The organism is uncultured Oscillibacter sp., from assembly GCF_950073225.1.
Lineage (GTDB): Bacteria > Bacillota > Clostridia > Oscillospirales > Oscillospiraceae > Oscillibacter.
The window spans coordinates 85,962-108,670 of record NZ_CATMPS010000001.1; the positions used below are offsets into that span (position 1 = coordinate 85,962).

A 22,709-nucleotide genomic window follows, 5' to 3' on the forward strand; every position below is an offset into this window, starting at 1 on the left:
TTTACCGGACCTGCCCCTGGCCGTAAATCACGTACTTGCAGCTGGTCAATTCCTCCAGCCCCATGGGGCCCCGGGCGTGCATCTTCTGAGTGGAGATGCCGATTTCCGCCCCCAGGCCGAACTCCCCGCCGTCGGTGAAGCGGGTGGAGGCGTTGACGTACACCGCCGCCGCATCCACCATGTCCAGGAAGCGCTGGGCCTTGAAGTAGTTGGTGGTAATGATGGCCTCCGAGTGCCCCGTGCCGTGGGCGTTGATAAACTCCACGGCCTCCTCCATGTCCTTCACCGTCCGCACGGCCAGGATGTAGTCGTCATACTCCGCGTCCCAGTCGCTGTCCGCCGCCGGGACGGCCCGGTCCCCCAGAACCGCCAGGGCTCTTTCGTCACAGCGGAGCTCCACCCGGTTCCGGTCCAGCAGGGGCACAGCCTTTTTCAAAAACGCCTCCGCAACGTCCGCCTGGACCAGCAGGCATTCCACCGCGTTGCAGACCGAGGGCCGGGAGCACTTGGCGTTATAGAGAATCTCCGCCCCCATGTCCAGGTCCGCCTCGCTGTCCACGTAGATATGGCAGACCCCTTCTCCCGTCCGAATCACCGGGACGCCGGCCTCTTTGGCAACCGCCCGGATAAGCCCCGCGCCGCCCCGGGGAACCAGCACGTCCACGTACCCGTCCAGGTGCATCAGCTCGTTGGCCGTCTCATGGCTGGTGTCCTGGACCAGGGACACGCAGTCCTCCGGCAGTCCCGCGCTTTTCAGCGCCGCGCGCATCAGCTCCGCCGCCTTCCGGTTGGAGCGGATGGCCTCCTTCCCGCCCCGGAGGATGCAGACGTTGCCGGATTTCAGGCACAGCGCCGCCGCGTCCACGGTGACGTTGGGCCGGGCCTCGAAGATGATGGCCACCACCCCCAGGGGCACCCGCCGCCGCCCGATGATAAGGCCGTTGGGCCGGGTCTCCATCTTATCCACTTTTCCGATGGGGTCCGGCAGGGCGGTGACCTGCCGCACGGCCTCCACGATGCCGGAAATCCGTTCCTCCGTCAGGGTCAGCCGGTCCAGCATGGCCGGGCGCATCCCCGCCTCCCTGGCGGCGGCGATGTCCTCCCCGTTGGCCGCCAGCCACTCCGCCGACCGCTTTGCCAACGTCTCCGCGATGGCCTCCAGGGCGGCGTTTTTCCTGGCCGTCCCGGCGGTGGCCAACGTATAGGACGCGGCCTTGGCCCGCCGCCCCTGTTCCTGCAATGCCGTCATTGCGCGCCTCCCTTTCCCGCGGCAAACCGCGTCCCGATGTCCTGCCCTTCCACAATGCCGTACAAATCCTCCGGCCTTTGGCCGTTGGTAATCACCATGTCACACCCGGCCTCCATGGCGATTTTCGCGGCGGAGAGCTTGGTGGTCATGCCGCCGGTGCCCCGCCAGGTGCCCGCGCCGCCGGCCATCTCCAGAATTTCCGGCGTCAGCGCCTCCACACGGTGGAGGAGCCTCGCCCCCGGGTCCCGCTTGGGGTCGGCGTCATAGAGCCCGTCGATGTCGCTGAGGAGCACCAGCAGCTCCGCCCCGCAGAGCTCCGCCACAATGGCGGAAAGGGTGTCGTTGTCCCCCAGCACCTTGTGGTGCCCCGTCTCAATCTCGGCGGAGGATACGGAGTCGTTCTCGTTCACCACCGGGATAATGCCCAGCTCCAGGAGGCTGGCAAAGGTGTTTTTCAGGTGCTCCGCCCGCACCGGGTCCTCCACGTCCTCCCCGGTGAGGAGAATCTGGGCCACGGTGCAGTTGTACTCGGAGAAAAGCTTGTCGTAAATGTGCATCATCCGGCACTGGCCCACGGCGGCGGCGGCCTGCTTCATCCGCAGGGCCCTGGGCCGCTCGTCCAGGCCCATCCGGGCCGTGCCCACGGCGATGGCCCCGGAGGTCACCAGAATCACCTCATGCCCCCCGCCGCTGAGATCCGCCAATACCCGGACCAGCCGCTCCATGCTCCGAAGGTCCAGACTGCCGGAGCTGTGGGTCAGGGTGGAGGTGCCCACCTTGACCACCACCCGCCATTTCTGCTCGTTCATAAAAGACCGCCTCCCGCCCCACGGGCCTGATTTTCCCCCAGTATAGCACGCCAGAGCGAAAAAGGAAAGCCCGGAGTACGCAGGAAACCGGCGGAGCCATACGGTCCGCCGGTTTTTGTTATCCGTTCTTCTTCGCGCTTGCTTCCCGCCGCTTCCGGCACATCCGGAAGATGGTGTAATAAAACAGGAAAGCCAGAGCCGTTCCCCCGGCCAGCTCCGCGGTGTGGAAGCCCACCGCGCCGGTCAGGGCCGTCTGCCCCGCGATGACCGCCGCCACCAGCAAAATCCCAAGCGCGATTCCCTTCATCATATCCTTCATCGTATTTTTCATCATTTTCTCCTCCGTTTCTGTTCTCTTGGAACTGATGCCAGTATAGCAAACCGCCGCCGGCGCTGCCATCGATCTTCCTTACATTTTCCCGCCGTATCTTACAATGCTGTAAGATTCCGCCGGGCGCGGGTAATTTCCGAAAAACCGCAAAAGCTACCCTTACGAAAGGAAGGTTGCTGACTATGACCAAACCCACCAAGCCCACCGAACCGGAGAACGATACACAGAAGGAGGCCGTCCAGTCCATTCTGGACTTCGGTTCCGCCATGACGGCCACGCCCCACGGCAATCTCTACTGCCTCACCATCATCGGCCAAATTGAGGGCCACATGGCCGCCGACGACCGGGCCAAAACCACCAAGTACGAGCACGTCCTCCCCCTCCTCGCCAAGCTGGAGGAGTCCAGCGAAATCGCGGGGGTCCTCTTCCTCCTCAACACCGTGGGCGGAGACGTGGAGGCGGGCCTTGCCATCGCGGAGCTCATCGCCGGCATGACCAAGCCCACCGTCTCCATCGTCCTGGGGGGCAGCCACTCCATCGGCGTGCCCCTGGCGGTGGCCGCAAGGCGGAGCTTCGCCGTGCCCTCCGCCGCCATGACCATCCACCCCGTCCGCATGAGCGGCACCGTCATCGCCGCCCCCCAGACCTACAGCTACTTCCAGCGGCTCCAGGACCGGATCGTGGCCTTCGTCGCCGGACACAGCCACATCTCCGCCGGGGACTTCCAGGACCTGATGCTGAAAAAGGACGACATGGCCGCGGACGTTGGAAGCGTCGTCTACGGCGAGGAGGCGGTGCGCCTGGGCCTTATCGACGAAATCGGCGGCCTCTCCGACGGGCTCCAATGGCTCTATGGGGAGATTGACGAAGGAAAGAAAAAGCGGAAGAAGAAATAACCCCTGCCCCCCCTAGGCATGGCATTCCCGGAAACACGGGCCGCCGAAGGCGGCGGCCCGTGCGCGGCGTTCTGCCGATGGACGAAACCGCAGGGGCCGCCCCCCTGGGCGGCCCGTTTCCCCCTCTATCAATCGAACACCGCGCAGGGGCGGACCTGCGTGTCCGCCCTTCCCCCGCTCCGCGCCGGTTTCCAGCCGCGCGGAAATTTTATTGTTCTTTTAGTAAAATATACTTGACAAATAGTCGGGTTAGCTATATACTGGCCTTACCAACACGGAATAAGGAGGAGCTTTATGAATCGCTTTCAGAAAGTATATACCCAAGGAGCCGTTGATGTCATGGAAATCTGGACAGACACGGAAACCGGCGTCCACTACGTATTCCACCGAAACGGCAGCGCGGCGGGCTTCACGCCTCTGCTGGGCCCCGACGGCAAGCCGGTTATTGCCAGCAAATAACCCGAAAGGAAGAAAGGACGGACTTTTATGGATCTCCACCATGCCGGAGTTTTCGTTGGCCTTATGGCGGGCCTCCTCGCCGGGATTGCTTTTATAATGTTCCTATTTAAGAAGAAGGTTCTGGATATGCACTTCGACGAGCGGCAGGAGCGGGCCCGGGGCAAGGCGTTCCAATACGGCTTTTTCACCCTGCTCATTGCCGCCTATGCCTACGGCGTCTCCGACGTGCTCCTGGGCCGGTGGTGCGACGTGCTGACGGGGGTAACCCTTTGCATCGCCCTGGCCCTCTGCGTCTTCGCCGTCACCTGCATTTTGAAGGACGCCTACCTCAGCCTCCGTGAGAAGCCCCGGACCGTCATGACCTTTTTCGCATTGCTGTCCGCCGTCAACCTGGGCCTTGGCGTCATGTACCACATTTCCCCCGGCCTGACGGAAAACGGCGTGCTGACCTTCCGGGCGGTGAATCCCATCATAGGGGCGGCGGTCCTGGTGATTCTCATTGTGTACATCGTCAACTATCTCCTCCGCCCCCGGGACGAGGAGGCGGAATGAAAAACCTCCGTATGAAAGCCGCCCGGGCCGCCCTGGATCTGAGCCAGCAGCAGCTGGCGGACGCGGTGGGGGTCTCCCGCCAGACCATCAACGCCATTGAAAAGGGGGACTACAATCCCACCATCAAGCTCTGCGCCGCCATCTGCCGCGCGCTGGGCAAGACCCTGGACCAGCTCTTTTGGGAAGAATAAGCAAGCAGGGAGAGCCCGCGGGCCCTCCCTGTTTCTTACAAATAAGCGTTTGGGGAAACACTTTCACAGAGACTAAGCTAAACGATTACGTAAAATTTATGGAATTCTAACCTACCCAGCGGGGGAAGACTCTTGTATAATAGGAAACCACACGGACACATCCATATTTGGTTTTCGGATTCCCATGGGGGGAATCCACAGGAGGAATTTCATATGCTGAGAAAAACGAAAATTATCTGCACCCTGGGCCCCGCCGTAGACAGCGAGGACCTGATTGTCGCCCTCATCAAGGGGGGCATGAACGGCGCCCGGTTCAACTTTTCCCACGGCAGCCACCCGGAGCACCTGGAGCGGCTGAACCGCCTGAAGGCCATCCGGGACCGGATGGGCAGCCCCGTGGCCACCATCCTGGACACCAAGGGCCCGGAAATCCGCATCAAGAGCTTTGAGAGCAAGACCGTGGAGCTCACCGCCGGGGAGGAATTCACCCTCACGGTGGAGGATGTGCCCGGCACCGCCCAGCGGGTTTCCGTCACCTATCCCAAGCTCCACGAGGAGGTGTCCCCCGGCCAGGAGATCCTGATTGACGACGGGCTGGTCGCCATCCGGGTCCAGGAAATTCGAGGCGGCGACATCGTGTGCCATGTGGAAAACGGCGGTACCCTCTCCGCCAACAAGTCCATCAACATCCCCGGGGCCCATATCCAGCTCCCCGCCCTGACGGAGAAGGACGTGGCAGACATCCGCTTCGGCGTAGAGAACGACTTTGACTTCATCGCCGCCTCCTTCGTCCGCCGGGCCGCCGACGTGGAGGCCGTCCGGGAGGTGCTGCACCAGTGCGGCGGGGACAATGTGAAAATCATCGCGAAAATCGAGAACCAGGAGGGCATCGACAACCTGGACGGCATTCTGGAAGCCGCCGACGGGGTGATGGTTGCCCGGGGCGATCTGGGGGTGGAGATTCCCGCCGCCAAGGTTCCCGCCCTCCAGAAGCAGATGATCCGCAAGGGCCTCCAGGCGGGCAAGCCTGTCATCACCGCCACCCAGATGCTGGACTCCATGATGCGCAACCCCCGCCCCACCCGGGCGGAAGTCTCCGACGTGGCCAACGCCGTATACGACGGCACCAGCTGCGTCATGCTCTCCGGGGAGACCGCCGGGGGCAAGTACCCCGTGGAGGCCCTGGCGGCCATGCTGGAGATCGTCACGGAGGCGGAGGCGTCCATCGACTACTGGAAGCGCTTCCAGAAGCAGCTGGTGGTTACCACCTCCAACAACATCAACGACGCCATCACCCACACCTGCTGTCTCACGGCCCGGGACCTGAACGCCACGGCCATCCTGGCGGCCAGCAGCTCCGGCCGGACGGCCCGGATGATCTGCCGCTTCCGCCCCGCCTGCCCGGTGGCGGCGCTGACCATGCAGGAAAAGACCCGGCGGCAGCTTTCCATCTGCTGGGGCGTGATTCCCTTCCTGACGGGGGAGGTCAACTCCACGGACCGGATTTTTTCCCTCTCCGCCGAGGTGGCGGTGAAGGAGGGGCTGGTCCAGCCTGGGGACACGGTGGTTATCACCGCCGGGGTGCCTCTGGGCAAGAGCGGGTCTACGAACCTCATCAAGGCGCAGGTGATTGAGGATAATACCCTGTAATGCCACTCTTCCAAGCGGGGGAGATTGTACTCGCCCTGACGGGCGGGGGAGATTGGATACCAGCGATGGCTGGTGCATTGCACCCCCCATTTTCTCTTTTCCTTCCAGAAGGAAAAGAGACTGCGCCCGCAGGCGCGTGTCGGAGGCCAACCGCCGCGAAGCGGCGGCTCTTAGGCCGGAGACAAACGGGCCGTGCACGGTCCAAAAGAGAAAAGGAAGTATGGAGCCCTCCGGCGATGCCGGAGGGCTCTTATTTTGGACTACTCTTCCTGTTCTCCCTTATCCAGTTCCCTGAAATGCCGGTTTAACAGCCAGCGCAGGTATCCCGCCGCCGTGCGCCCGGTTTCGCCTGCCATGCGGGAGAGGCGTTCGTGTTCCTTCTGCGGGATGATTACGCAGACCCGCTTTTTTGCGTTGCCGCTATCCATTGGGGCATCACCTCGCCCCCATTATAGGTCAAAATCACCCTAATATCAATAGGTCAATATGCCATAATTTTATGGGTGATATATATGACTCCAATCAAGGCGCTCCGCAAAAGCCGGGGCTATACACAAATTAAAATGCAGATGCTGACGGGCATTGATCAAAGCGACTATTCTAAAATCGAGACCGGGAAACGGGGCATGACCTTTGAACAATGCCGCCGTATCGCCGCCGCTTTGGAAACCAGCATGGATTATTTGGCCGGTCTGACAGATGACCCGCGGCCATATCCGCGAAAGGAATCCACTGAGGGAGACTATCAGTAGGCGCTGATATCCAGGCTCTCGTCGTCTTCCCCTTTCTCAATCCCCCGTATCTCCACAAAGTATTTTAGATTCGGGTTGACCTCCACTTGGACCCGGTCTCCAATCCGCTTCCCCAAAAGCGCCTTCCCCACCGGGGACTCCTTGCTGACCAGGCCTTTCAGCGCGTCCTGGCGCAATGTGGTGACAATCCGGACCTCCATTTCCTTCTTCACCATCTCATTGTAGATGGTCACCCGGTCGAACAGCCCCACCGCGTCCTCCGCGCCCCGGACCTCAATCACCTTCGCCGTGCGGATCATCCGCTCCAGATACCGGATGCGGCTGTCGTTCCGGTTCTTCGCCTGCTTGGCGCATTTGTACTCAAAGTTCTCGCTCAGGTCCCCGAAGGCCCGGGCGGTCTGGACCTCCTCGATCAGCTGGGGCCGCAGGACCCGGACCCGGTGGTCCAGCTCCTCTTTCATCTTTTTGATATCCACCGCCGTCAGCTCGTCATACACGGCGCATCCCTCCTTTTTTGTGCCGCTCCATCATAGCCCCTTCCGCCGCCGCTGTCAAGAAGGCCCCTTGACGCCGGCCCGGAGGGGTGCTATTCTATGTAAAGAACAACGAGGGAGGAGGCGCCGCCATGTGCTTTGCCGGGCTGCTGGGCATCCGCCCCGGCGTCACCGCCGTTATCGGTGGAGGGGGGAAGACCACCCTCCTGCGGACCCTGGGAACGGAGCTGGCGGCAGACGGGGCCCGGGTTCTTCTCTGCACCACCACAAAAATTTTCCCCTTCGACGGCCTCCCAAACCTGACGGACCCCACGGAGGATTCCCTGGCGCAGGCTCTGGAAGCCCGCCGCCTGGTCTGCGCCGGAACTCCGGTACCGGGAACCGGGAAGCTTGCCGCCCCGGCCATTCCCATGGCCCGTTTGATGGAGCTGGCGGACTACGTGCTGGCGGAGGCCGACGGTGCGGCGGGCCGTCCCCTCAAGGCCCACGCCCCTCATGAGCCGGTGATTCCCCCGGAGGCAAACCAGACGGTTCTGTTAATCGGGGCCTCCGGCTTCGGCCGTCCCATCGCGGAGGCGGCCCACCGCCCGGGTCTTTACGCCCGCCTGGCGGGCGCGGAGCAGAGCGCCCCCGCCTCGCCGGAGACGGAGGCGGCGGTGCTGCTGGCAGAGGGCCTCCACACCCGGGTCTTCATCAACCAGGCCGAGACGGCGGAAGCCCGGCGGCAGGCCGCCGCCCTGGCGGCGCGGCTGTCCGGCCCCGTCCTGGCCGGGTCCCTTATGAGAAAGGAGCGTTACCCATGCTAGTCGTGATTCGAGGCGCCGGGGACATCGCCACCGGCGCTGCCCTCCGCCTTTGGCGGGCGGGTATCCAGGTGGTCATGACCGACCTGGAAAAGCCCACCGCCATCCGCCGCACCGTGGCCTTTTCCCAGGCCATCGTCCACGGGGAGACTGTGGTGGAGGGCGTGACCGCCCGCCGGGCGGAGTCCCCGGACCAGGCCCTGGAGCTGCTGAAAAGCGGCGTTATCCCCGTCCTGGCGGACCCGGAGGGGGCCTGCGTCCCGGTCCTGAAGCCCGCCGCCGTGGTGGACGCCATTCTGGCAAAGAAGAACCTGGGCACAAACATCACCGACGCGCCGGTGGTCATTGGCGTGGGTCCCGGCTTCACGGCGGGAACGGACTGCCACGCCGTGGTGGAGACCATGCGGGGCCACACCCTGGGCCGGGCCCTCTATGAGGGCTCCGCCCTGCCCAACACCGGTATTCCCGGCCTCATCGGCGGCTTTGCCGGGGAGCGGGTCCTCCGGGCTCCGGCGGACGGGGTGTTTCACCAGCTTCTGGACATCGGCGCCCAGGTGAAGCTGGGGGATATCGCGGGGGAGGTAGGCGGCGTTCCCATGATCTGCACCCTGGACGGCGTCCTCCGGGGCATCCTGCCGGAGGGGACCCCGGTCCACAAGGGCATGAAGTCCGGGGACGTGGACCCCCGGTGTAAGATTGAACACTGCTACTGCGCCAGCGACAAGGCCCTGGCGGTAGGCGGCGGGGTGCTGGAAGCGGTGCTCTCCCTGTCCGGCGCGTTGAAAAGTATCTAATAATTACAAATTGTAATCAAATAAGGAGGCTTCTTATGGCTGAAAACCAGGTCAAGCTGACCAAGCTGGCCAAATGCGCCGGCTGCGGGGCCAAGGTGGGAGCCGGGACCCTGGCCCGGCTTTTGGAGGGCATCCGGGTCCATGAGGACCCCAACCTCCTGGTGGGCTTCGACCGGAGCGACGACGCGTCCGTCTACAAGCTCTCCCAGGACCTGGCCCTGGTGCAGACGGTGGACTTCTTCCCGCCCATCGCCGACGACCCCTATCTCTTCGGCCAGATCGCCGCCGCCAACGCCCTTTCCGACGTGTACGCCATGGGCGGCGAGCCCAAGCTGTGCCTGAACATCATGGCGGTGCCCAAGGACATGTCCCCCGAGGCGGTCCACGACCTGCTCCGGGGAGGCTATGACAAGGTGTATGAAGCCGGGGCTTTGACTACAGGAGGTCATAGCATTCTGGACGACGAGCCCAAGTACGGCCTGGCCGTCACGGGCTTTGTCCATCCGGACCGGATGCTCACCAACTCCGGCGCAAAGCCGGGAGACGCGCTCCTTTTCACCAAGCCCATCGGCATCGGGGTCCTGACCACCGCCGCCAAGGCAGATTTGGCCCCGCCCCAGGCCATGGAGCGGGCCTATGCGCTTATGACCACCCTGAACAAGGCGGCCCGGGACGTCATGGTCCAATACCGTGTCCACGCCTGCACCGACGTGACGGGCTTCGGCCTCCTGGGCCACGGCCTGGAGATGGCCCAGGGCAGCGGCGTGGAGCTGGAGATTGACGTGGGGGCCGTGGACTTCATCCCCGAGGCGGCGGAGCTGGCAAGGATGGGGATTCTCCCCGAGGGCATGTACCGCAACCGCTCCTTCGCCGGGGACTCCGTGGACCCCGGAACGGCGGAGCTCTGGCAGCAGGACCTGCTCTATGACTCCCAGACCTCCGGCGGGCTTCTCATGGCCGTGGACCCGGAGGACGCGGAAGCCCTGTATGAGGCCTTGAGGCCCGCCGTCCCCAGCGCCCAGCGGATTGGGACCGTCCGGGAATATCAGGGCGGACGGCGGATCTTCTTGAAATAAAAAAAGCGGACGGCTGGGCCGTCCGCTTTTTGTTATTCCATCGCTGTCACCACGCCGATAAAGGCGGGAAGGTTCGTCTCCCTATCCACCAGCATGTACAGGAAGGGCCGCTCCAGATACACCTCCGGCACGTTTCCCGGCGCGGTGCCTCCAGAATCTGCCAGCACCGCCGTGGCGGCCCCGGCCTGGGTGCCTTTTTCATCCACGGAGATATAGGTCTTGTGGAGCACCCGGCTGATGAACAGCGGCCCCATTTCGGAGACTCCCAGACCGGACAGGTCCGCCCGGCCCATGTCAAAGGCGTCCGTCATGCCCAGGGACTTCAAAGCGTCGTTCAGCTCCATCCCGTACGCGCTCTTGAATTTGGGGATGGCGGCGTAGACCAGGGTCTCCTCCGCGCCCGCCAGCACCTGGCGGAGCCGCGCCCCCGTCAGGGAGTTCAGGTAGTCCTCCAGGGCCGTGCCCTCGTCCGGCAGCAGGGCGGCGAAGGCCCAGCGCCCGCCCTTGTAGAATTTCAGGAAGCCCTGGGCCCCCTCGTCCTTCAGATAATACCCCTCGGAGGAGTACATCAGCGCCGCGAGCTGCTCCGCGCCGTCCTCCTTGGTGAAAATCGCGTCCTCCCGGACATCGATATCCTCATAGATTTCCTCCCACTCCGCCTCCAGGGCCAGGGCGTTCACCAGGACCAGCACGGTCGTGTCCCCCAGCTCGTCCAGGATTTCCGGAATCATGCCGCGGGTGTTCTTCTCCACCCAGCTGTTGATGTCCCGGACGGCGGCGGCGTCGAATGGGGAGGCGAAGACCTCCGCCCCGTACCACTTCGCGGCGGTATCCAAAAAGTTCGGATCGGCCTCAAAGCTCCCGTCGTCCCGGACCCAGACGGAGTTTGCCAGCTCCACCCGGCAGTCCTTTTCCCTGGGCAGGTCCTCCGCCCAGGCGGCCAGGAGCCCGTTCAGCTTCTCCACGGGCAGGCCCAGGACGGCCTCCATCTGCTCCAGCGTCCCGCCCCGTGCTCCATTGGCGGTCATCCCCAGGGCGCAGAGCACCGACAGGGGGGACGTCAGGGCGTTCTCCCCCTTCCAGGTCTCCCTCAGCAGCTCCAGGGAGAACTCCGACAGGGCGGCGGCGTCCTCTTCCTTCAACTCCGCCCCCACCGGGGCGGGCCAAACCTGCCCCGTCAGGCTCCTGGTTCCCCCGCCGCATCCGGCGAGGCACAGCAGGGCCAGCAGCAGGGCGAATACCTTTTTTAGCGTCTTCATCGGGCGGTCCTCCTTTTCATCCTTTGCCTGTATAGACGGCAAATAAGGAAGAAAGGTTTCGCCGCTTTAAAATTTTTAGTCCTTGTTTGAAAATTGGCGGAATTCCGGATTGAGGCAGATTTTTTTGCCAGGCAAGGCGATTTGACGCAGGAATCCTGACGGATTTCAAGTCAAATCAACGCAGTCCTGGCGGAAAAAGATGCCCCAAGACGGCGTTTTGCTATTTTTCAAACAAGGCCTAGTGCCAGGCCACCACCCGCACGGCGCAGGTGGCCATGGTGCCGGAGGGCGTGGAGGCGATGATGAGGGCCGTGCCCGGCTGAATGGCGGTGACCACGCCGTTCTGGTCCACCACGGCGGTCCGGGGCTCGGAGGAGGACCAGGAGATCCGCTGCTCCATCATGTTGTTGACGGGATAGACCATGGCGGTGAGCCGGTCGGCCTGCCCCGGGGCCAGCAGCATGGAAGTCCGGTCCAGGTAGACCCGGTAGGACTCCTGCTCCATCAGCGTGGTCCCCCGGCGCAGGGCGGGCTCCACCATCCGGGAGACGATAACCGCCGCCGTGCTCCGGGTAACCAGGCCGTTGGGATGGAAGGTGCCGTGAATGTCTCCGCCCACCAGGACGCCCGCCCGGTAGAGCCGGTAGATGCCCTTGGCGCCGGGGTCGGTCATGGGCACGTCGGGGATGGTGCCGTCCATGACGATGTTGATGCCCTTCAGCGCCTCGGAGGGCAGGGCGTTGGCCATGATGGCGGCAAAGCTCCGCCGGGTGGCGGGGGCGGTGTAGTCGTCGTATTGGTCGGCGGCGACGATGCCGGTGTTCAGTGCGTACTGAAGCCCGCTCATCCCCTCCGGCATGGACCAGCCGTTATAGGTCCGGTGGAGCAGCACCGCCAGGGACACCACCTCGCCCAGGGTGACCTGGCTCCGGGGGGCGAAGCGCCGCCCGCCCTCCGTCAGGCCCCGCTCGTAGAGGGTGCGGACGCCCTCCTCATACCAGGCCCCGGCGGGCACGTCGGGGAAGACCCCGGGGTAATAGTCCCGGATCTGCCGGAAGTTGTTCAGGCCCAGGGCCATTCCGGTCCACAAGTTCGAGGAGACGGCGGTCCGCCCGTCCCAGGGCCCGTAAGCCATGGCCGCGGGCGCGCTCAGGCTCAGGCACAGCAGCGCCGCCAGGGATGTTGCGATGATCTTTTTCATAGGAAGCCCTCCTCCGCATTGCGCGGCTTATCCGGTGGATTCTTTATAAAATAAGAATAAGCCTCCCGCCGCCTCCCGTCAAGGGGTTTTAGTAAAATTGAAGAAAGTTGGAAGAAAAAGGGGAGGGCGCAAACCGTAAGAAATTTGTAAGAAAGCTGTCAAGCCGTTCGTAAGATTTGCCTGGTATGCTGGAGGCATTTCAACAAGGAGATGATGCATCATGAAAAACCGCAAACTTTTGCGCCCCGCCCTCTGCCTTTTGCTGGCCCTGCTGGCGGGCTGCGGGCCGTCCCGGGAGGAACCCATGGAGCCGGAGGCGGAAAGCCGGGCCCTTTTGTCCTCCGGCGATCTCCGGGGGGCGGACCTCCGGGAGCTGGATCTGACGGGCCTGGAGGAGGCGGCGTACCGCTGGGATTTTGACACCCGGACCCAGTGGCCGGAGGAGCTGCCGGAGGGCTTTGACCCGGCGCGGCTTTTGGATCTGGGGAAGGACCCCGGCCTGGGCCTCCGGGCCCTCCATGGGCGGGGAATCACCGGCAGGGGCGTGGGGATTGCCATCATAGACCAGGCCCTGCCGGCGAACCATCAGGAGTACGGGGACCGCCTCCGGTTCTATCAGGAATATCACACCGCCGCCCAAGGCCCCGCCTCCGCCCACGGCCCCGCCGTGGCCTCCATCGCCCTGGGGAAGACGGTGGGCGTGGCCCCGGAGGCCCTGCTGTACTTCCTGGCCGACGATTTGGGAACCGGGGAGGGCGCGGCGTTTTCCCGGGACCTGAGCTGGTACGCCGAGGACGTAGACCGCCTCACGGCCCTGAATGAAACCCTGCCGGAGGGCGAGCGCATCCGGGTGATTTCCATGTCCGTGGGCTGGATGCCGGGGGACCCGGGGGCGGAAGCCCTGGAGGCCGCCATCGCCCGGGCCCGGGCGGCGGGCATCGCCGTGGTCTGCGTCAACAGCCGGGACCCCCTGCTGGAGCCCTGGATGGGCATGGGGCGGCGGCCCTATGGGGACCCCAACCGCCTGGAGGACTGCCTCCCCGGGGCCTTCTGGGAGGAGAGCCTTTACAGCGGAGAATACCGGGGGACGGACGGGTCCCTTCTCCTGGTTCCCATGGATGGCCGCACCGCCGCCTCTCCGGCGGGCGGGGCGGAGTACGCCTATTTCGCCGGGGGCGGCACGAGCTGGGCGGTTCCTTATGTGGCGGGGCTCTACGCCCTGGCCTGTCAGGTGAAGCCCGAGGTGACGTTCGAGGAATTCCTCGCCGCCGCCCGGTCCACCGCCCGGCCCGTTTCCGTTTGGAGGGACGGGGTGGAATATCCCTATGGGAAGGCGGTGGACCCGGCGGCCCTGCTGGAGGCTCTGGGGGCATGAGAAAAGCGGACGGCTAAGGCCGTCCGCTTGTTTGGTTTCTTTTATGCCGTTACGCAATCCTCGCCAGCCACTTTAGGTCATAGGGCTCGAAGACCACCTGTTCATAAGCCTCCACGTCCAGCGGGGTCCCGTCCCAATCGCCGTGGATGTCCCCGTTCTGCTTAATCAGGATGTCGTAGAGGATGTCGTAGGTCACGCCGTCCGCCGGGTCCGTCTCCACAATGGTGGAATAGGGCAGGGTCTTGTGGTAGGTCAGCTCCAGCCCGTGGTAATCGAAGTGGAATCCGCAGCGCATCCGGCAGCCGTCCAGCCCGGTGTACCGGGCGATTTTTTTCAGGTCCTGGAGGATTTTGTCCCCCTCTTCCTCATAGAGGTTCTCCGGCGTGGTGGCGGTGTAATCGAACCGGAACTGGATGGAGGCCCCGGGAACCTTCTTAAAGCGGTCCAGATAGGGGATCAGGTTCTCAGCGGGGTAGTCCTTATACAGCACGCAGTTCACCCGGAAGGGCACGGGGAGCCGGGCAAGCAAACCGTCGTTGGACTCCACCACGTATTTCTGCATGTGCCGGGAGACGTTGATGCAGGTGATTTTATGCTTGTTCCGCTCCGTGAAGGCCAGGATATCCTCCTCCGTCTGGAACTCGGACACAGGCAGCGTGGTGTTGATATAGACCTTGTGGGTGGTGGGAATCTCGTCCAGCATGGACTGGAGGACCTGGAGGTCGGCGAAGGGCTCGCCGCCGGTGAAGACAAAATCGCAGTAAGGCGTAATGGCGTCCATCCGGCGGATGCTGGCGCGGATTTTCTCGGCGGAAAAGCCGGTCAGGTCCGCGTATTCGCCTTTATTGATGCAGAAGGGGCAGTGGTTCTTGCAGTCGTAAGGGACGAATACCGTCACCGTCGCGCCGCCCTCCCGCGTCTTGTAGGGATGCTTCATAACGTCGTCTCGCCTTTCCGTTTATAGTGATGACGGTACGGCCGGGGCCGTACACAAACCCTTATTTTAAAGGATTTTTCCCGGAAGGTCAAGAGCTATTCGGAAATTCTCTGTTGAAAAAATCGAAAGGTTCAATGGAGCGGTCTTTCCGCAGAAGGGCGGTCCCGGAGGAATGGCCTGACCAGGGGGGGGACAGGCCCCGCAAAGAAGCAGGAAAGGACCTCCGCCCAGGGGCGGAGGTCCTTTTGATACGGTTGAAAGCCGGGGATCAGCCCTTCACCAGGGAGGCGATCTCGTCGGCGAAGTTCTCCTGCTTTTTCTCGATGCCCTCGCCCTTCTCGAACCGCACGGCGGTCTTGAAGGTGATGGCGCCGCCCAGCTCCTTGGCCGCGTGGGCGATATAGGCCTCCACAGACCCCTCGAACACGTCGGCGCGGACGGAATCCTGCTGGAGCAGGCAGTTTTCGGAATAGAACTTGTTCAGCTTGCCCATGACGATCTTCTCCCGGACCTGCTCGGGCTTGCCCGCCATTTTCGGGTCGTTCTCCATCTGGGCCAGCATGACCTTCTTCTCCTCGTCCAGCACGTCCTGGGTCACCTGGGACTTGTCCCAGAAGCGGGGGTTCAAGGCGGCGATCTGCATGGCGATGTTCTTGCCCAGCTCCGCCACCTGTTCGGCGGGAAGGCCGGTCTCCAGGTTCACCAGCACGCCGATCTTGCCGCCGGCATGGACGTAGGGCACGGACACGCCCTCGGCGCACCGGGCGAAGCGGCGGACCTTGATGTTCTCGCCGATGACCAGCACCATCTCCTGCTGCTGCTGGGTGACGGTGAGGTCCGTTCCGTTATACTTGCACTCCATCAAAGCGTCCAGGTCGGCGGGGTTCTCCTTGGCCGCGGTGGCGGCCACACCCTTGACGAAGTCCACGAATTTCTCGTTTTTGCCCACGAAGTCGGTTTCGGCGTTCACCTCCACCACTACGCCCACGCCGTCGATGACGGCGGCATAGGCCATGCCCTCGGCGGCCACGCGGCCCGCCTTCTTCACGGAAGCGGCCATGCCCTTTTCCCGCAGCCACTCCACGGCCTTGTCCATGTCGCCGTCGGTGGCCACCAGGGCCTTTTTGCAGTCCATCATGCCTACGCCGGTCATCTCGCGCAGGTTCTTTACATCAGTCGCGCTGAAAGCCATAATTGCGTTCCTCCAAATTTATTGTATCGCCGTATCTCACTCGGCGGCGGCAGGGGCGGCTTCCTCGGTCTGCTCGCCCTGGCGGCCCTCCAGCACGGCGTTGGCCATGATGGAGGAGATCAGCTTGATGGCCCGGATGGCGTCGTCGTTTCCGGGGATCACATAGTCGATTTCGTCGGGGTCGCAGTTGGTATCCGCGATGGCCACCACGGGAATGCCCAGCTTGTGGGCCTCGGCAATGGCGTTGCGCTCCTTCCGGGTGTCCACAATGAAGAGGGCGCCGGGGAGCTTCTTCATTTCCTTCACGCCGCCGAGGTATTTCTCCAGCTTCGCGATTTCGCCCAGGTGCTTCATGACTTCCTTCTTGGGCAGCATGTCGAAGGTGCCGTCCTCCTGCATGGCCTTGAGCTGGTTCAGCCGGTCCACCCGGGTGCGCATGGTCTTGAAGTTGGTCATCATGCCGCCCAGCCACCGGGCGTTGACGTAGTACTGGCCGCAGCGGCCCGCCTCCTCCCGGATGGCGTCCTGGGCCTGCTTCTTGGTGCCCACGAACAGCAGGGACTGGCCGTTTTCAGAGAGCTGGCGGACGAAGTTGTACGCCTCTTCCAGCTTGCGGACGGTCTTCTGGAGGTCGACAATATAGATGCCGTTGCGCTCCGTGTAGATATAGGGGGCCATCTTGGGGTTCCACCGGCGGGTCTGGTGGCCGAAGTGGACGCCCGCCTCAAGCAGGGCCTTCATGGATACGACGCTGGAATTTGCCATGGTATTTGTTCCTCCAAATCAAGTTTAGTTTTTACCTCCGGCGGCTTCATCCCCCCCGCCAACCCAGGGCCTTAAGGCACCGGGCACCGGCGGAAAGTCGGCGTGCCGTGCGGAATGCTGAAATATCATATCACAGCCGGTTTTCCAATGCAAGGGGATTTTAACAAATCTCCGGGATTTTTTCGGGAAAACTTCCCCTGTCCCCGCTTAAAGATTGACATTTCCCCTCCGGGGAAGCATAATGGGGATATGATATGAGAGGGGACGCCGCCGCGTCCCGTGAAAGGAGCCTTTTTCCAATGGACACCATCTATATCACCGGGCACCGGAACCCGGATACGGATTCCATCGTCTCCGCCATGGCCTACGCCGCCCTTCAAAACGCCCTGGGCAACCGGCAGTACCAGGCCGCCCGGCTGGGCCAAATCAGCGACGAGACGCAAATCGTCCTGGACCGCTTCGGCTTCCAGCCCCCCAGGCTCATCGACAACGTCCGCACCCAGGTCCGGGACCTGGACTACGACACGCCGCCCACCCTCTCCGCCGCCGCCACCGTCAGCCGGGGCTGGCAGGCCATGCAGGGGGGGAACCTCTCCATCCTCCCCGTGGCCAACGAAGACGGGACCCTTTACGGCACCCTCTCCGCCGGGGACGTGGCCAACTACGACATCACCACCGTCCGCAACCCCCGGGTGGAGGACATCCCCGTCTTCAACCTCATCTCCGTGCTGGAGGGGAAGCTCCTCCACGAGAGCGAGGACGCGCCGGACCTGGTTTCCGGGGAGGTGACCATCGCCCTGCCCGCCAGCCGGGAGAACCTGCTCTTCTCCAGCCCGGACAGCGTGGTCATCTGCGGCGACCAGCCGGACATGGTCCAGCGGGCCCTGGACCTTCAGGTGAACTGCGTCATCATCTGCCAGGGCGAGGCGCCCCAGGAGCTTTTGGAGCGGGCGGGGAAGACCTGCGTCATCTCCACCCCCATCGACGCCTACCAGGCCCTGCGGCTCATCTTCCACGCCCTGCCCATCGCCCGGGTGTGCAAGAATAAGGATCTCGTCTGCTTCCACCTGGACGATTATATCGACGACGTGCAGGACGCCGTGCTGGAAAGCCGCTTCCGGGCCTATCCCATTTTGGACGAGGAGGAGAAGGTCGTCGGGATGCTGTCCCGCTATCACCTCCTCCGCCCCCGGCGCAAGCGGGTGGTGCTGGTGGACCACAACGAAAAGTCCCAGTCCGTCACGGGGCTGGACCAGGCGGACATTCTGGAGATCATCGACCACCACCGCCTGGCGGACATCGAGACGAAAAACCCCATCCACGTCCGGAACGAGGCGGTGGGCAGCACCAACACCATCATCGCGGAAATGTACCAGGAGAAGGGCCTGATGCCCACGGCGAAAATGGCGGGGCTCATGGCGGCGGCCATTGTGTCGGACACGGTGATGTTCAAGTCCCCCACCTGCACCCAGCGGGACATCGACATCGCCAACCGCATGGCCCGCATCGCAAGCGTCAGGCTGGAGGACCTGGGGCAGGCGATTTTCTCCGCCGCCTGCGGGGACGACAAGACCGCCGAGGCGATGCTGAAAACGGACTACAAGGAGTTCCACATCGCCGGGCACAACCTGGCGGTGAGCCAGATTACCACCATGGACTCCGACCGGCTTTTGAAGCGGCTGGGCGAGTTTTTGGCCGTCATGGCGGAAACCCGGGAGAAGCGGGGGCTCCAGAGCGTGGTGCTGATGATTACCGACGTGCTGCTGGAGGGGACGCAGCTGCTTTTCGTCGGCGACGAGGATACTATCCGCCAGGCGTTCGGGATCAAGGGGGAGGAGAATTACGCCTTCCTGCCCAAGATTATGTCCCGGAAGAAGCAGGTCATTCCAATGCTGTCCGCATTGTGGGGATGATGCTCGCCCTTGCGGGCGGGGCGGATTGGATACCAGCGATGGCTGGTTCATTGCACCCCCCATGTCGTCGGAAGAAACTCCGCCCACTCCGTCCCCGCCTAACGGCGAGGACTGCGCTCTGCTCCGTTCCTTCCTCCTCTCCCCACGCGGCAGGCCGCGCGGGGGCCCCGGTTTTTCTTCTAGAAGAAAAAGAGAAAACGGGCCGTGCACGGTCCAAAAGAGAAAAAGAAGTATGCGCCCTGCGGGGGACGTGGGACGGGAGACGCGCAAGAGGTGCTTCCTCCGGGTACGCATGTCTCCTGCCCGCGGCGTGGTGCAAGCGGGAGTTTTGGAGATGGACGAATGGACCAGCTTCTCTTTCCGCTGCCGCTCACCTGGCGCTTGCGCAAGGCTCCTGCCGGTTATTGCGCTAGAAGCTCCGCCATTAATTGCGCGCCGAAACGGACGCCGTCATAAAAGGCTTCCTCTGATTGACGGTCCGCAAGAATGCGGATGCCCGCCTTTAGCTTTTCCGCTGTCTCTTCATCTACCGCGCGGAGTTGAGCGGCAACATGCCGCTCCTCCGGTGTTTGAGGAGAATCAATGTTACAGAGTGTCTGATAAGAAAGCGGATCATCGTGGTATATGGCGTTTAAAAAATTCGACATGAGTTTCCCCCTTTCCAAAAAACTATTTGTGCGTTATACTGATAATAACACGCAAATAGTGTGCTGTCAAGAGGTATTATGGAAGTTAAAGCTGTTTTTGGAGAAAGACTCCGGGAGCTGCGGCTGAAAGCTGGGCTCCAACAAAATGAATTGGGAGAAAAGCTTGGACTGTCAAGCAACGGAGTCGGCATGATGGAGCGAGGCCACCGGGGGACCACGATTGAAAAGGTGGTTTTGCTGGCGAAGTATTTTCACGTCTCCGCGGACTATCTGCTGGGCATCACCGACGACCCCACATGGCGGGGCGCGGAGGAAAAGGCAGACTAATCGAAGGCAAAAAAATGGCCCGAAGGGCCCATACTTCTTTTTCTCTTTTGGACCGTGCACGGCCCGTTTTCTCTTTTTCTTCTGGAAGAAAAAGAGAAAATGGGGGGTGCAATGGACCAGCCATCGCTGGTATCCAATCCGCCCCGCCCGTCAGGGCGAGTAAAATCCCCCCCTTTCAGGGGGAAAAGTAAGGAGGCCCCGCCATGCCGCAGGCACCCGACTTCACCACCCTCTTTGACGACGACATCAACCTCCGGGGCCTCTTCGACATCCTCAGCCCTGAGAACAACCTGGTCCTCGCCGACGACATGATGCTCTCCGACGCCAAGGGCGTCATCCTCCGGGTCAGCGAGAGCTATGAAAAGAACTTCGGCTTCGTCCACAACTCCATCGTGGGCCGCTCCGCCTTCGATTTGGAGGCTGACGGCACCTTCTCCCCCTGCGTCACCGCCGAGGTCATCCGCCAGAGGCGGAAAATCACCGCCACCCAGACCATCAACCACGCCCACAAAAACGTCATGACCGTGGGCATCCCCCTCTTCGACCGCGCCGGCGATCTGAAATTCGCCGTCTGCTTCAACACCGTCTCCATGGAGCAGATCAACGCCATCCAGCGGAACTACCGCCACCTCCAGGACTCCCTCCAGCAGTACTCCCAGGAGATTGCCGAGCTCCGCACCCGGGCCACCTCCACCAGCCTCATCTTCAAAAGCGCCTCCATGCAGCGGCTGTGGACCCTGATGCAGAACACCGCCAACACAAAAGCCAACATTCTCATCACCGGGGAGACCGGCGTGGGAAAAAGCGCCGTAGCCAAGGCCATCCACGCCATGAGCAGCCGGGCCGACGGGCCCTTCATTGAGGTCAACTGCGCCGTGCTCCACGAAAACCTCATCGAGTCCGAGCTCTTCGGCTATGAGAAGGGGGCCTTCACCGGGGCCGCCAGCGGCGGCAAAATCGGCAAAATCGAGCTGGCGCAAAACGGCACCCTCTTCTTAGACGAAATCGGCGAGCTGCCTCCCCACATTCAGTCCAAGCTCCTTCAGCTCATTCAGGAAAAAACCATTGAGCGCCTTTCCGGCAACAAGCGCATCGAGCTGGACTTCCGCCTTTTGGTTGCCACCAACCGCAACCTGGAGGAGGCGGTCCAAAGGGGCCTCTTCCGCTCCGACCTCTTCTACCGGCTCAACGTCATCCGCATCCACATCCCCCCCCTGCGGCAGCGGCGGGAGGACATCCTCCCCCTGGCCCACCAGTTCCTGGCCCGGTTCTGCGGGGAGTACGGCAAGGCCCTCACCTTCAGCCCCCGGCTTTTGACCTTCCTGGAGCGCTGCGACTGGCCCGGCAACGTCCGCCAGCTGGAAAACCTGGTGGAGCGCCTGGTCATCACCGTCCAGGACCCCATTATCGACCTGGGGCACCTGCCCCCGGAGTACGACGCCGGGTCCGCCGCCCCGGCCCCCGCCCGGGAGGGCACCCTGACGGAGCGGATGGACGCCTACGAGGGGCAGATCATCCGGGAGTCCTACCGCCGCTGGGGCACCACCGTGGCCGTGGCCAAGGAGCTGGGCATCTCCCAGGCCACGGCGGCCCGGAAGGTAGCCAAGTACGTAAAATAGGGGCCGGAAGGTCCCGGAGGAACGGCCTGACCCCGGGTCAGGCCCCACAGGAGGAGCCCCATGAGCCTTGTTCAGCTGAAAACCGAATTGCGGCAGGAGCTGAAGCTGACTCCCCAGCTGATGCAGTCCATGGAGGTCCTTCAGATGACCTCCCAGGAGCTGCTGGAATACCTCTCCCGCCAGGCGGAGGAAAACCCCCTGCTGGACCAGTCCGACCCGCCGGAGCGGGCCTATGAGGAGCTGCGCCGCCAGGCCGGGTGGATTGACGGCGGCGTCCGGGACCGGGCCACCTTCACCCATGAGGAGGGGGCCCCGGAAGCCGGGGCCATGGACAGCGCCCTGGAAAGCCTCGCCGCCTTCCTCCGGGACCAGATTCACCGCCTCCGGCTCCCCAAGCCCCTGTCGGCCCTGTGCGAGTATCTGGCGGAGCTGGTGGACGAAGACGGCTACCTGGCCCAGGAGGATCTGGACGGCCTCGCCGCCATGAAGATCCCCCAGGCCCTGACGGACCAGGCCCTGGACACCCTCCAGAGCCTGGACCCCCCGGGGGTGGGGGCCCGATCCCTGTCCGAGTGCCTGCTGCTCCAGCTCAGCCGCCGGGACGGCGCGGACCCTGTGGCCATGGACGTTGCCGCCCGCTTCCTCCCGGAGCTGGGGCGGAAGCACTACGCCGCCATCGCCCAGAAGCTGGGGATTACGGTGGAGGCCGTGCGGCGGGCGGAAGCGGTTGTCGCCTCCCTGGAGCCCCATCCCGGCCGGGCCTTCCAGCCCGCCGAGCCCACGGTCTACGTCCGGCCCGACGTGTTCGTCGCGGAGCTGGACGGGGAGCTCAAGGTCATTTTGAACGAGTACTACCTGCCCCGGGTGTCCGTCAACGACTACTATCTCCGGCTTTTGAAAAGCTCCGACGAGAAGGAGACTAAGGACTACCTCCGCCAGAAGCTCCGGCAGGCCAAATGGCTGCTGGACAGCCTGGATCGCCGGGGGAGCACCCTCCGCCGCTGCGCCGAGGCGGCGCTGGAAGCCCAGCGGCCCTTCTTCTCCGGGCAGACGGGGGACCTGGCCCCTATGACGCTTTCCTCCCTGGCGGAGGGTCTGGCCCTTCACCCCTCCACGGTCTCCCGGGCCGTCCGGGGGAAGTACCTCCAGTGCCGCCAGGGTACATACCCCCTCCGCTACTTTTTCAGCCTCCCCGTCAGCGGCGGCGTCTCCCGCCAGGCGGCGAAGCAGGCCCTGCTCTCCCTCGTCCGGGAGGAGGATGGTCAACGGCCCTACAGCGACCAGGACCTCTCCCGCCTGCTGGCGGACCGGGGGATTCTCCTGGCCCGGCGGACGGTGACCAAGTACCGCCTGGAGCTGGGCCTGGGGTCCTCGGCGGCCAGGAGAAAATGATGCTGGAGACAGGAAAAGCCCCGCCG

Annotated in this window: 25 protein-coding genes; 14 read left to right on the forward strand and 11 right to left on the reverse strand. The window is 63.4% G+C overall.

Going from position 1 to position 22,709, the window contains the following annotated elements; translation table 11 throughout:
* Nucleotide 1: 1 nt before the first annotated feature.
* From Q1M04_RS00400 to Q1M04_RS00410, 3 genes are all read right to left on the reverse strand, one after another.
* Nucleotides 2-1,249 (reverse strand): glutamate-5-semialdehyde dehydrogenase, encoded by a 1,248-nt coding sequence (locus tag Q1M04_RS00400; protein ID WP_297996679.1) that lies wholly within the window; start codon nt 1,247-1,249, stop codon nt 2-4.
* A complete protein-coding gene (gene proB / locus Q1M04_RS00405) occupies nt 1,246-2,058 on the reverse strand; it encodes a glutamate 5-kinase (protein WP_297996677.1) in 813 nt (270 codons plus the stop codon). Before proB ends, Q1M04_RS00400 begins: the two co-directional genes overlap by 4 nt.
* A 118-nt stretch (nt 2,059-2,176) precedes the next feature.
* Nucleotides 2,177-2,389, reverse strand: coding sequence for a hypothetical protein (locus tag Q1M04_RS00410; protein WP_297294094.1), 213 nt, complete (start codon nt 2,387-2,389; stop codon nt 2,177-2,179).
* 182 nt (nt 2,390-2,571) lie between these two features.
* Here Q1M04_RS00410 and Q1M04_RS00415 point away from each other — a divergent pair, with 182 nt between their 5' ends.
* The 5 genes from Q1M04_RS00415 to pyk all read left to right on the forward strand — a co-directional run bounded on the left by Q1M04_RS00415 (nt 2,572) and on the right by pyk (nt 6,137).
* Nucleotides 2,572-3,285: a ClpP family protease gene (locus Q1M04_RS00415; RefSeq protein ID WP_295755528.1), complete on the forward strand. Its 714-nt coding sequence runs from the start codon at nt 2,572-2,574 to the stop codon at nt 3,283-3,285.
* A 294-nt stretch (nt 3,286-3,579) separates the two neighbouring features.
* Nucleotides 3,580-3,744: a DUF6440 family protein gene (locus tag Q1M04_RS00420; protein ID WP_297996674.1), complete on the forward strand. Its 165-nt coding sequence runs from the start codon at nt 3,580-3,582 to the stop codon at nt 3,742-3,744.
* Nucleotides 3,745-3,840: 96 nt separating this feature from the next.
* Nucleotides 3,841-4,296 carry a hypothetical protein gene (locus tag Q1M04_RS00425; protein ID WP_297996672.1) on the forward strand — a complete coding sequence of 152 codons (456 nt, stop codon included), beginning with the start codon at nt 3,841-3,843 and terminating at the stop codon, nt 4,294-4,296.
* The gene (locus Q1M04_RS00430; protein WP_297996670.1) at nt 4,293-4,487 is read left to right on the forward strand and encodes a helix-turn-helix transcriptional regulator; all 195 of its coding nucleotides are present in this window, start codon (nt 4,293-4,295) and stop codon (nt 4,485-4,487) included. Before Q1M04_RS00425 ends, Q1M04_RS00430 begins: the two co-directional genes overlap by 4 nt.
* A gap of 213 nt (nt 4,488-4,700) precedes the next feature.
* Complete coding sequence (gene pyk, locus Q1M04_RS00435; RefSeq protein ID WP_297996668.1) at nt 4,701-6,137, forward strand: pyruvate kinase; 1,437 nt, start codon at nt 4,701-4,703, stop codon at nt 6,135-6,137.
* A 260-nt stretch (nt 6,138-6,397) separates the two neighbouring features.
* Here pyk and Q1M04_RS00440 read toward each other — a convergent pair whose 3' ends face one another.
* A complete protein-coding gene (locus tag Q1M04_RS00440) occupies nt 6,398-6,565 on the reverse strand; it encodes a hypothetical protein (RefSeq protein ID WP_297996666.1) in 168 nt (55 codons plus the stop codon).
* 84 nt (nt 6,566-6,649) lie between these two features.
* Between Q1M04_RS00440 and Q1M04_RS00445 the strand changes: the two genes are divergently transcribed.
* The gene (locus Q1M04_RS00445; RefSeq protein WP_297996664.1) at nt 6,650-6,889 is read left to right on the forward strand and encodes a helix-turn-helix domain-containing protein; all 240 of its coding nucleotides are present in this window, start codon (nt 6,650-6,652) and stop codon (nt 6,887-6,889) included.
* Here Q1M04_RS00445 and Q1M04_RS00450 read toward each other — a convergent pair.
* Complete coding sequence (locus Q1M04_RS00450) at nt 6,883-7,386, reverse strand: GreA/GreB family elongation factor (RefSeq protein ID WP_295755513.1); 504 nt, start codon at nt 7,384-7,386, stop codon at nt 6,883-6,885. The two genes, Q1M04_RS00445 and Q1M04_RS00450, sit on opposite strands and share 7 nt — an antisense overlap.
* A gap of 86 nt (nt 7,387-7,472) precedes the next feature.
* Here Q1M04_RS00450 and yqeC point away from each other — a divergent pair, with 86 nt between their 5' ends.
* The 3 genes from yqeC to selD are packed head-to-tail and all read left to right on the forward strand — an operon-like array spanning nt 7,473 to nt 10,056.
* The gene (yqeC, locus tag Q1M04_RS00455) at nt 7,473-8,189 is read left to right on the forward strand and encodes a selenium cofactor biosynthesis protein YqeC (RefSeq protein WP_297996662.1); all 717 of its coding nucleotides are present in this window, start codon (nt 7,473-7,475) and stop codon (nt 8,187-8,189) included.
* Nucleotides 8,183-8,980, forward strand: a complete 798-nt coding sequence (gene yqeB, locus Q1M04_RS00460) for a selenium-dependent molybdenum cofactor biosynthesis protein YqeB (RefSeq protein ID WP_297996660.1) — start codon at nt 8,183-8,185, stop codon at nt 8,978-8,980. The genes yqeC and yqeB overlap by 7 nt, the downstream gene beginning before the upstream one ends.
* A gap of 35 nt (nt 8,981-9,015) precedes the next feature.
* Nucleotides 9,016-10,056: a selenide, water dikinase SelD gene (gene selD, locus Q1M04_RS00465; RefSeq protein WP_297996658.1), complete on the forward strand. Its 1,041-nt coding sequence runs from the start codon at nt 9,016-9,018 to the stop codon at nt 10,054-10,056.
* A gap of 32 nt (nt 10,057-10,088) precedes the next feature.
* On the opposite strand, the gene Q1M04_RS00470 is transcribed toward selD, so the two are convergent.
* Both Q1M04_RS00470 and Q1M04_RS00475 read right to left on the reverse strand, forming a co-directional pair.
* Nucleotides 10,089-11,315, reverse strand: a complete 1,227-nt coding sequence (locus tag Q1M04_RS00470; RefSeq protein WP_297996656.1) for a serpin family protein — start codon at nt 11,313-11,315, stop codon at nt 10,089-10,091.
* A gap of 238 nt (nt 11,316-11,553) precedes the next feature.
* A complete protein-coding gene (locus tag Q1M04_RS00475) occupies nt 11,554-12,516 on the reverse strand; it encodes an S-layer homology domain-containing protein (RefSeq protein WP_297996654.1) in 963 nt (320 codons plus the stop codon).
* Nucleotides 12,517-12,736: 220 nt separating this feature from the next.
* Between Q1M04_RS00475 and Q1M04_RS00480 the strand changes: the two genes are divergently transcribed.
* On the forward strand, nt 12,737-13,891 hold the full coding sequence (locus Q1M04_RS00480) for a S8/S53 family peptidase (RefSeq protein ID WP_297996652.1): 1,155 nt from the start codon (nt 12,737-12,739) through the stop codon (nt 13,889-13,891).
* Nucleotides 13,892-13,940: 49 nt separating this feature from the next.
* Here Q1M04_RS00480 and Q1M04_RS00485 read toward each other — a convergent pair whose 3' ends face one another.
* The 3 genes from Q1M04_RS00485 to rpsB all read right to left on the reverse strand — a co-directional run bounded on the left by Q1M04_RS00485 (nt 13,941) and on the right by rpsB (nt 16,785).
* Nucleotides 13,941-14,828: a 4Fe-4S cluster-binding domain-containing protein gene (locus Q1M04_RS00485; RefSeq protein ID WP_297294104.1), complete on the reverse strand. Its 888-nt coding sequence runs from the start codon at nt 14,826-14,828 to the stop codon at nt 13,941-13,943.
* Nucleotides 14,829-15,096: 268 nt separating this feature from the next.
* Nucleotides 15,097-16,020 (reverse strand): translation elongation factor Ts, encoded by a 924-nt coding sequence (tsf, locus tag Q1M04_RS00490; protein WP_297996650.1) that lies wholly within the window; start codon nt 16,018-16,020, stop codon nt 15,097-15,099.
* 36 nt (nt 16,021-16,056) lie between these two features.
* Entirely contained in the window at nt 16,057-16,785 is a 729-nt protein-coding gene (gene rpsB / locus Q1M04_RS00495; protein WP_295755491.1) for a 30S ribosomal protein S2, read from the reverse strand.
* A 299-nt stretch (nt 16,786-17,084) separates the two neighbouring features.
* Here rpsB and Q1M04_RS00500 point away from each other — a divergent pair, with 299 nt between their 5' ends.
* Nucleotides 17,085-18,698 carry a putative manganese-dependent inorganic diphosphatase gene (locus Q1M04_RS00500; protein ID WP_297294106.1) on the forward strand — a complete coding sequence of 538 codons (1,614 nt, stop codon included), beginning with the start codon at nt 17,085-17,087 and terminating at the stop codon, nt 18,696-18,698.
* 401 nt (nt 18,699-19,099) lie between these two features.
* Here the strand turns inward: Q1M04_RS00500 and Q1M04_RS00505 are convergent, their stop codons facing one another.
* On the reverse strand, nt 19,100-19,345 hold the full coding sequence (locus Q1M04_RS00505; RefSeq protein ID WP_297996646.1) for a hypothetical protein: 246 nt from the start codon (nt 19,343-19,345) through the stop codon (nt 19,100-19,102).
* 78 nt (nt 19,346-19,423) lie between these two features.
* On the opposite strand from Q1M04_RS00505, the gene Q1M04_RS00510 reads away from it, so the two are divergent.
* From Q1M04_RS00510 to rpoN, 3 genes are all read left to right on the forward strand, one after another.
* Nucleotides 19,424-19,672, forward strand: coding sequence for a helix-turn-helix domain-containing protein (locus Q1M04_RS00510; RefSeq protein WP_297996644.1), 249 nt, complete (start codon nt 19,424-19,426; stop codon nt 19,670-19,672).
* A gap of 203 nt (nt 19,673-19,875) precedes the next feature.
* A complete protein-coding gene (locus tag Q1M04_RS00515) occupies nt 19,876-21,291 on the forward strand; it encodes a sigma-54-dependent Fis family transcriptional regulator (protein WP_297996642.1) in 1,416 nt (471 codons plus the stop codon).
* A 60-nt stretch (nt 21,292-21,351) separates the two neighbouring features.
* The gene (rpoN, locus tag Q1M04_RS00520) at nt 21,352-22,683 is read left to right on the forward strand and encodes an RNA polymerase factor sigma-54 (RefSeq protein ID WP_297996640.1); all 1,332 of its coding nucleotides are present in this window, start codon (nt 21,352-21,354) and stop codon (nt 22,681-22,683) included.
* The last annotated feature ends 26 nt before the right edge of the window (nt 22,684-22,709 follow it).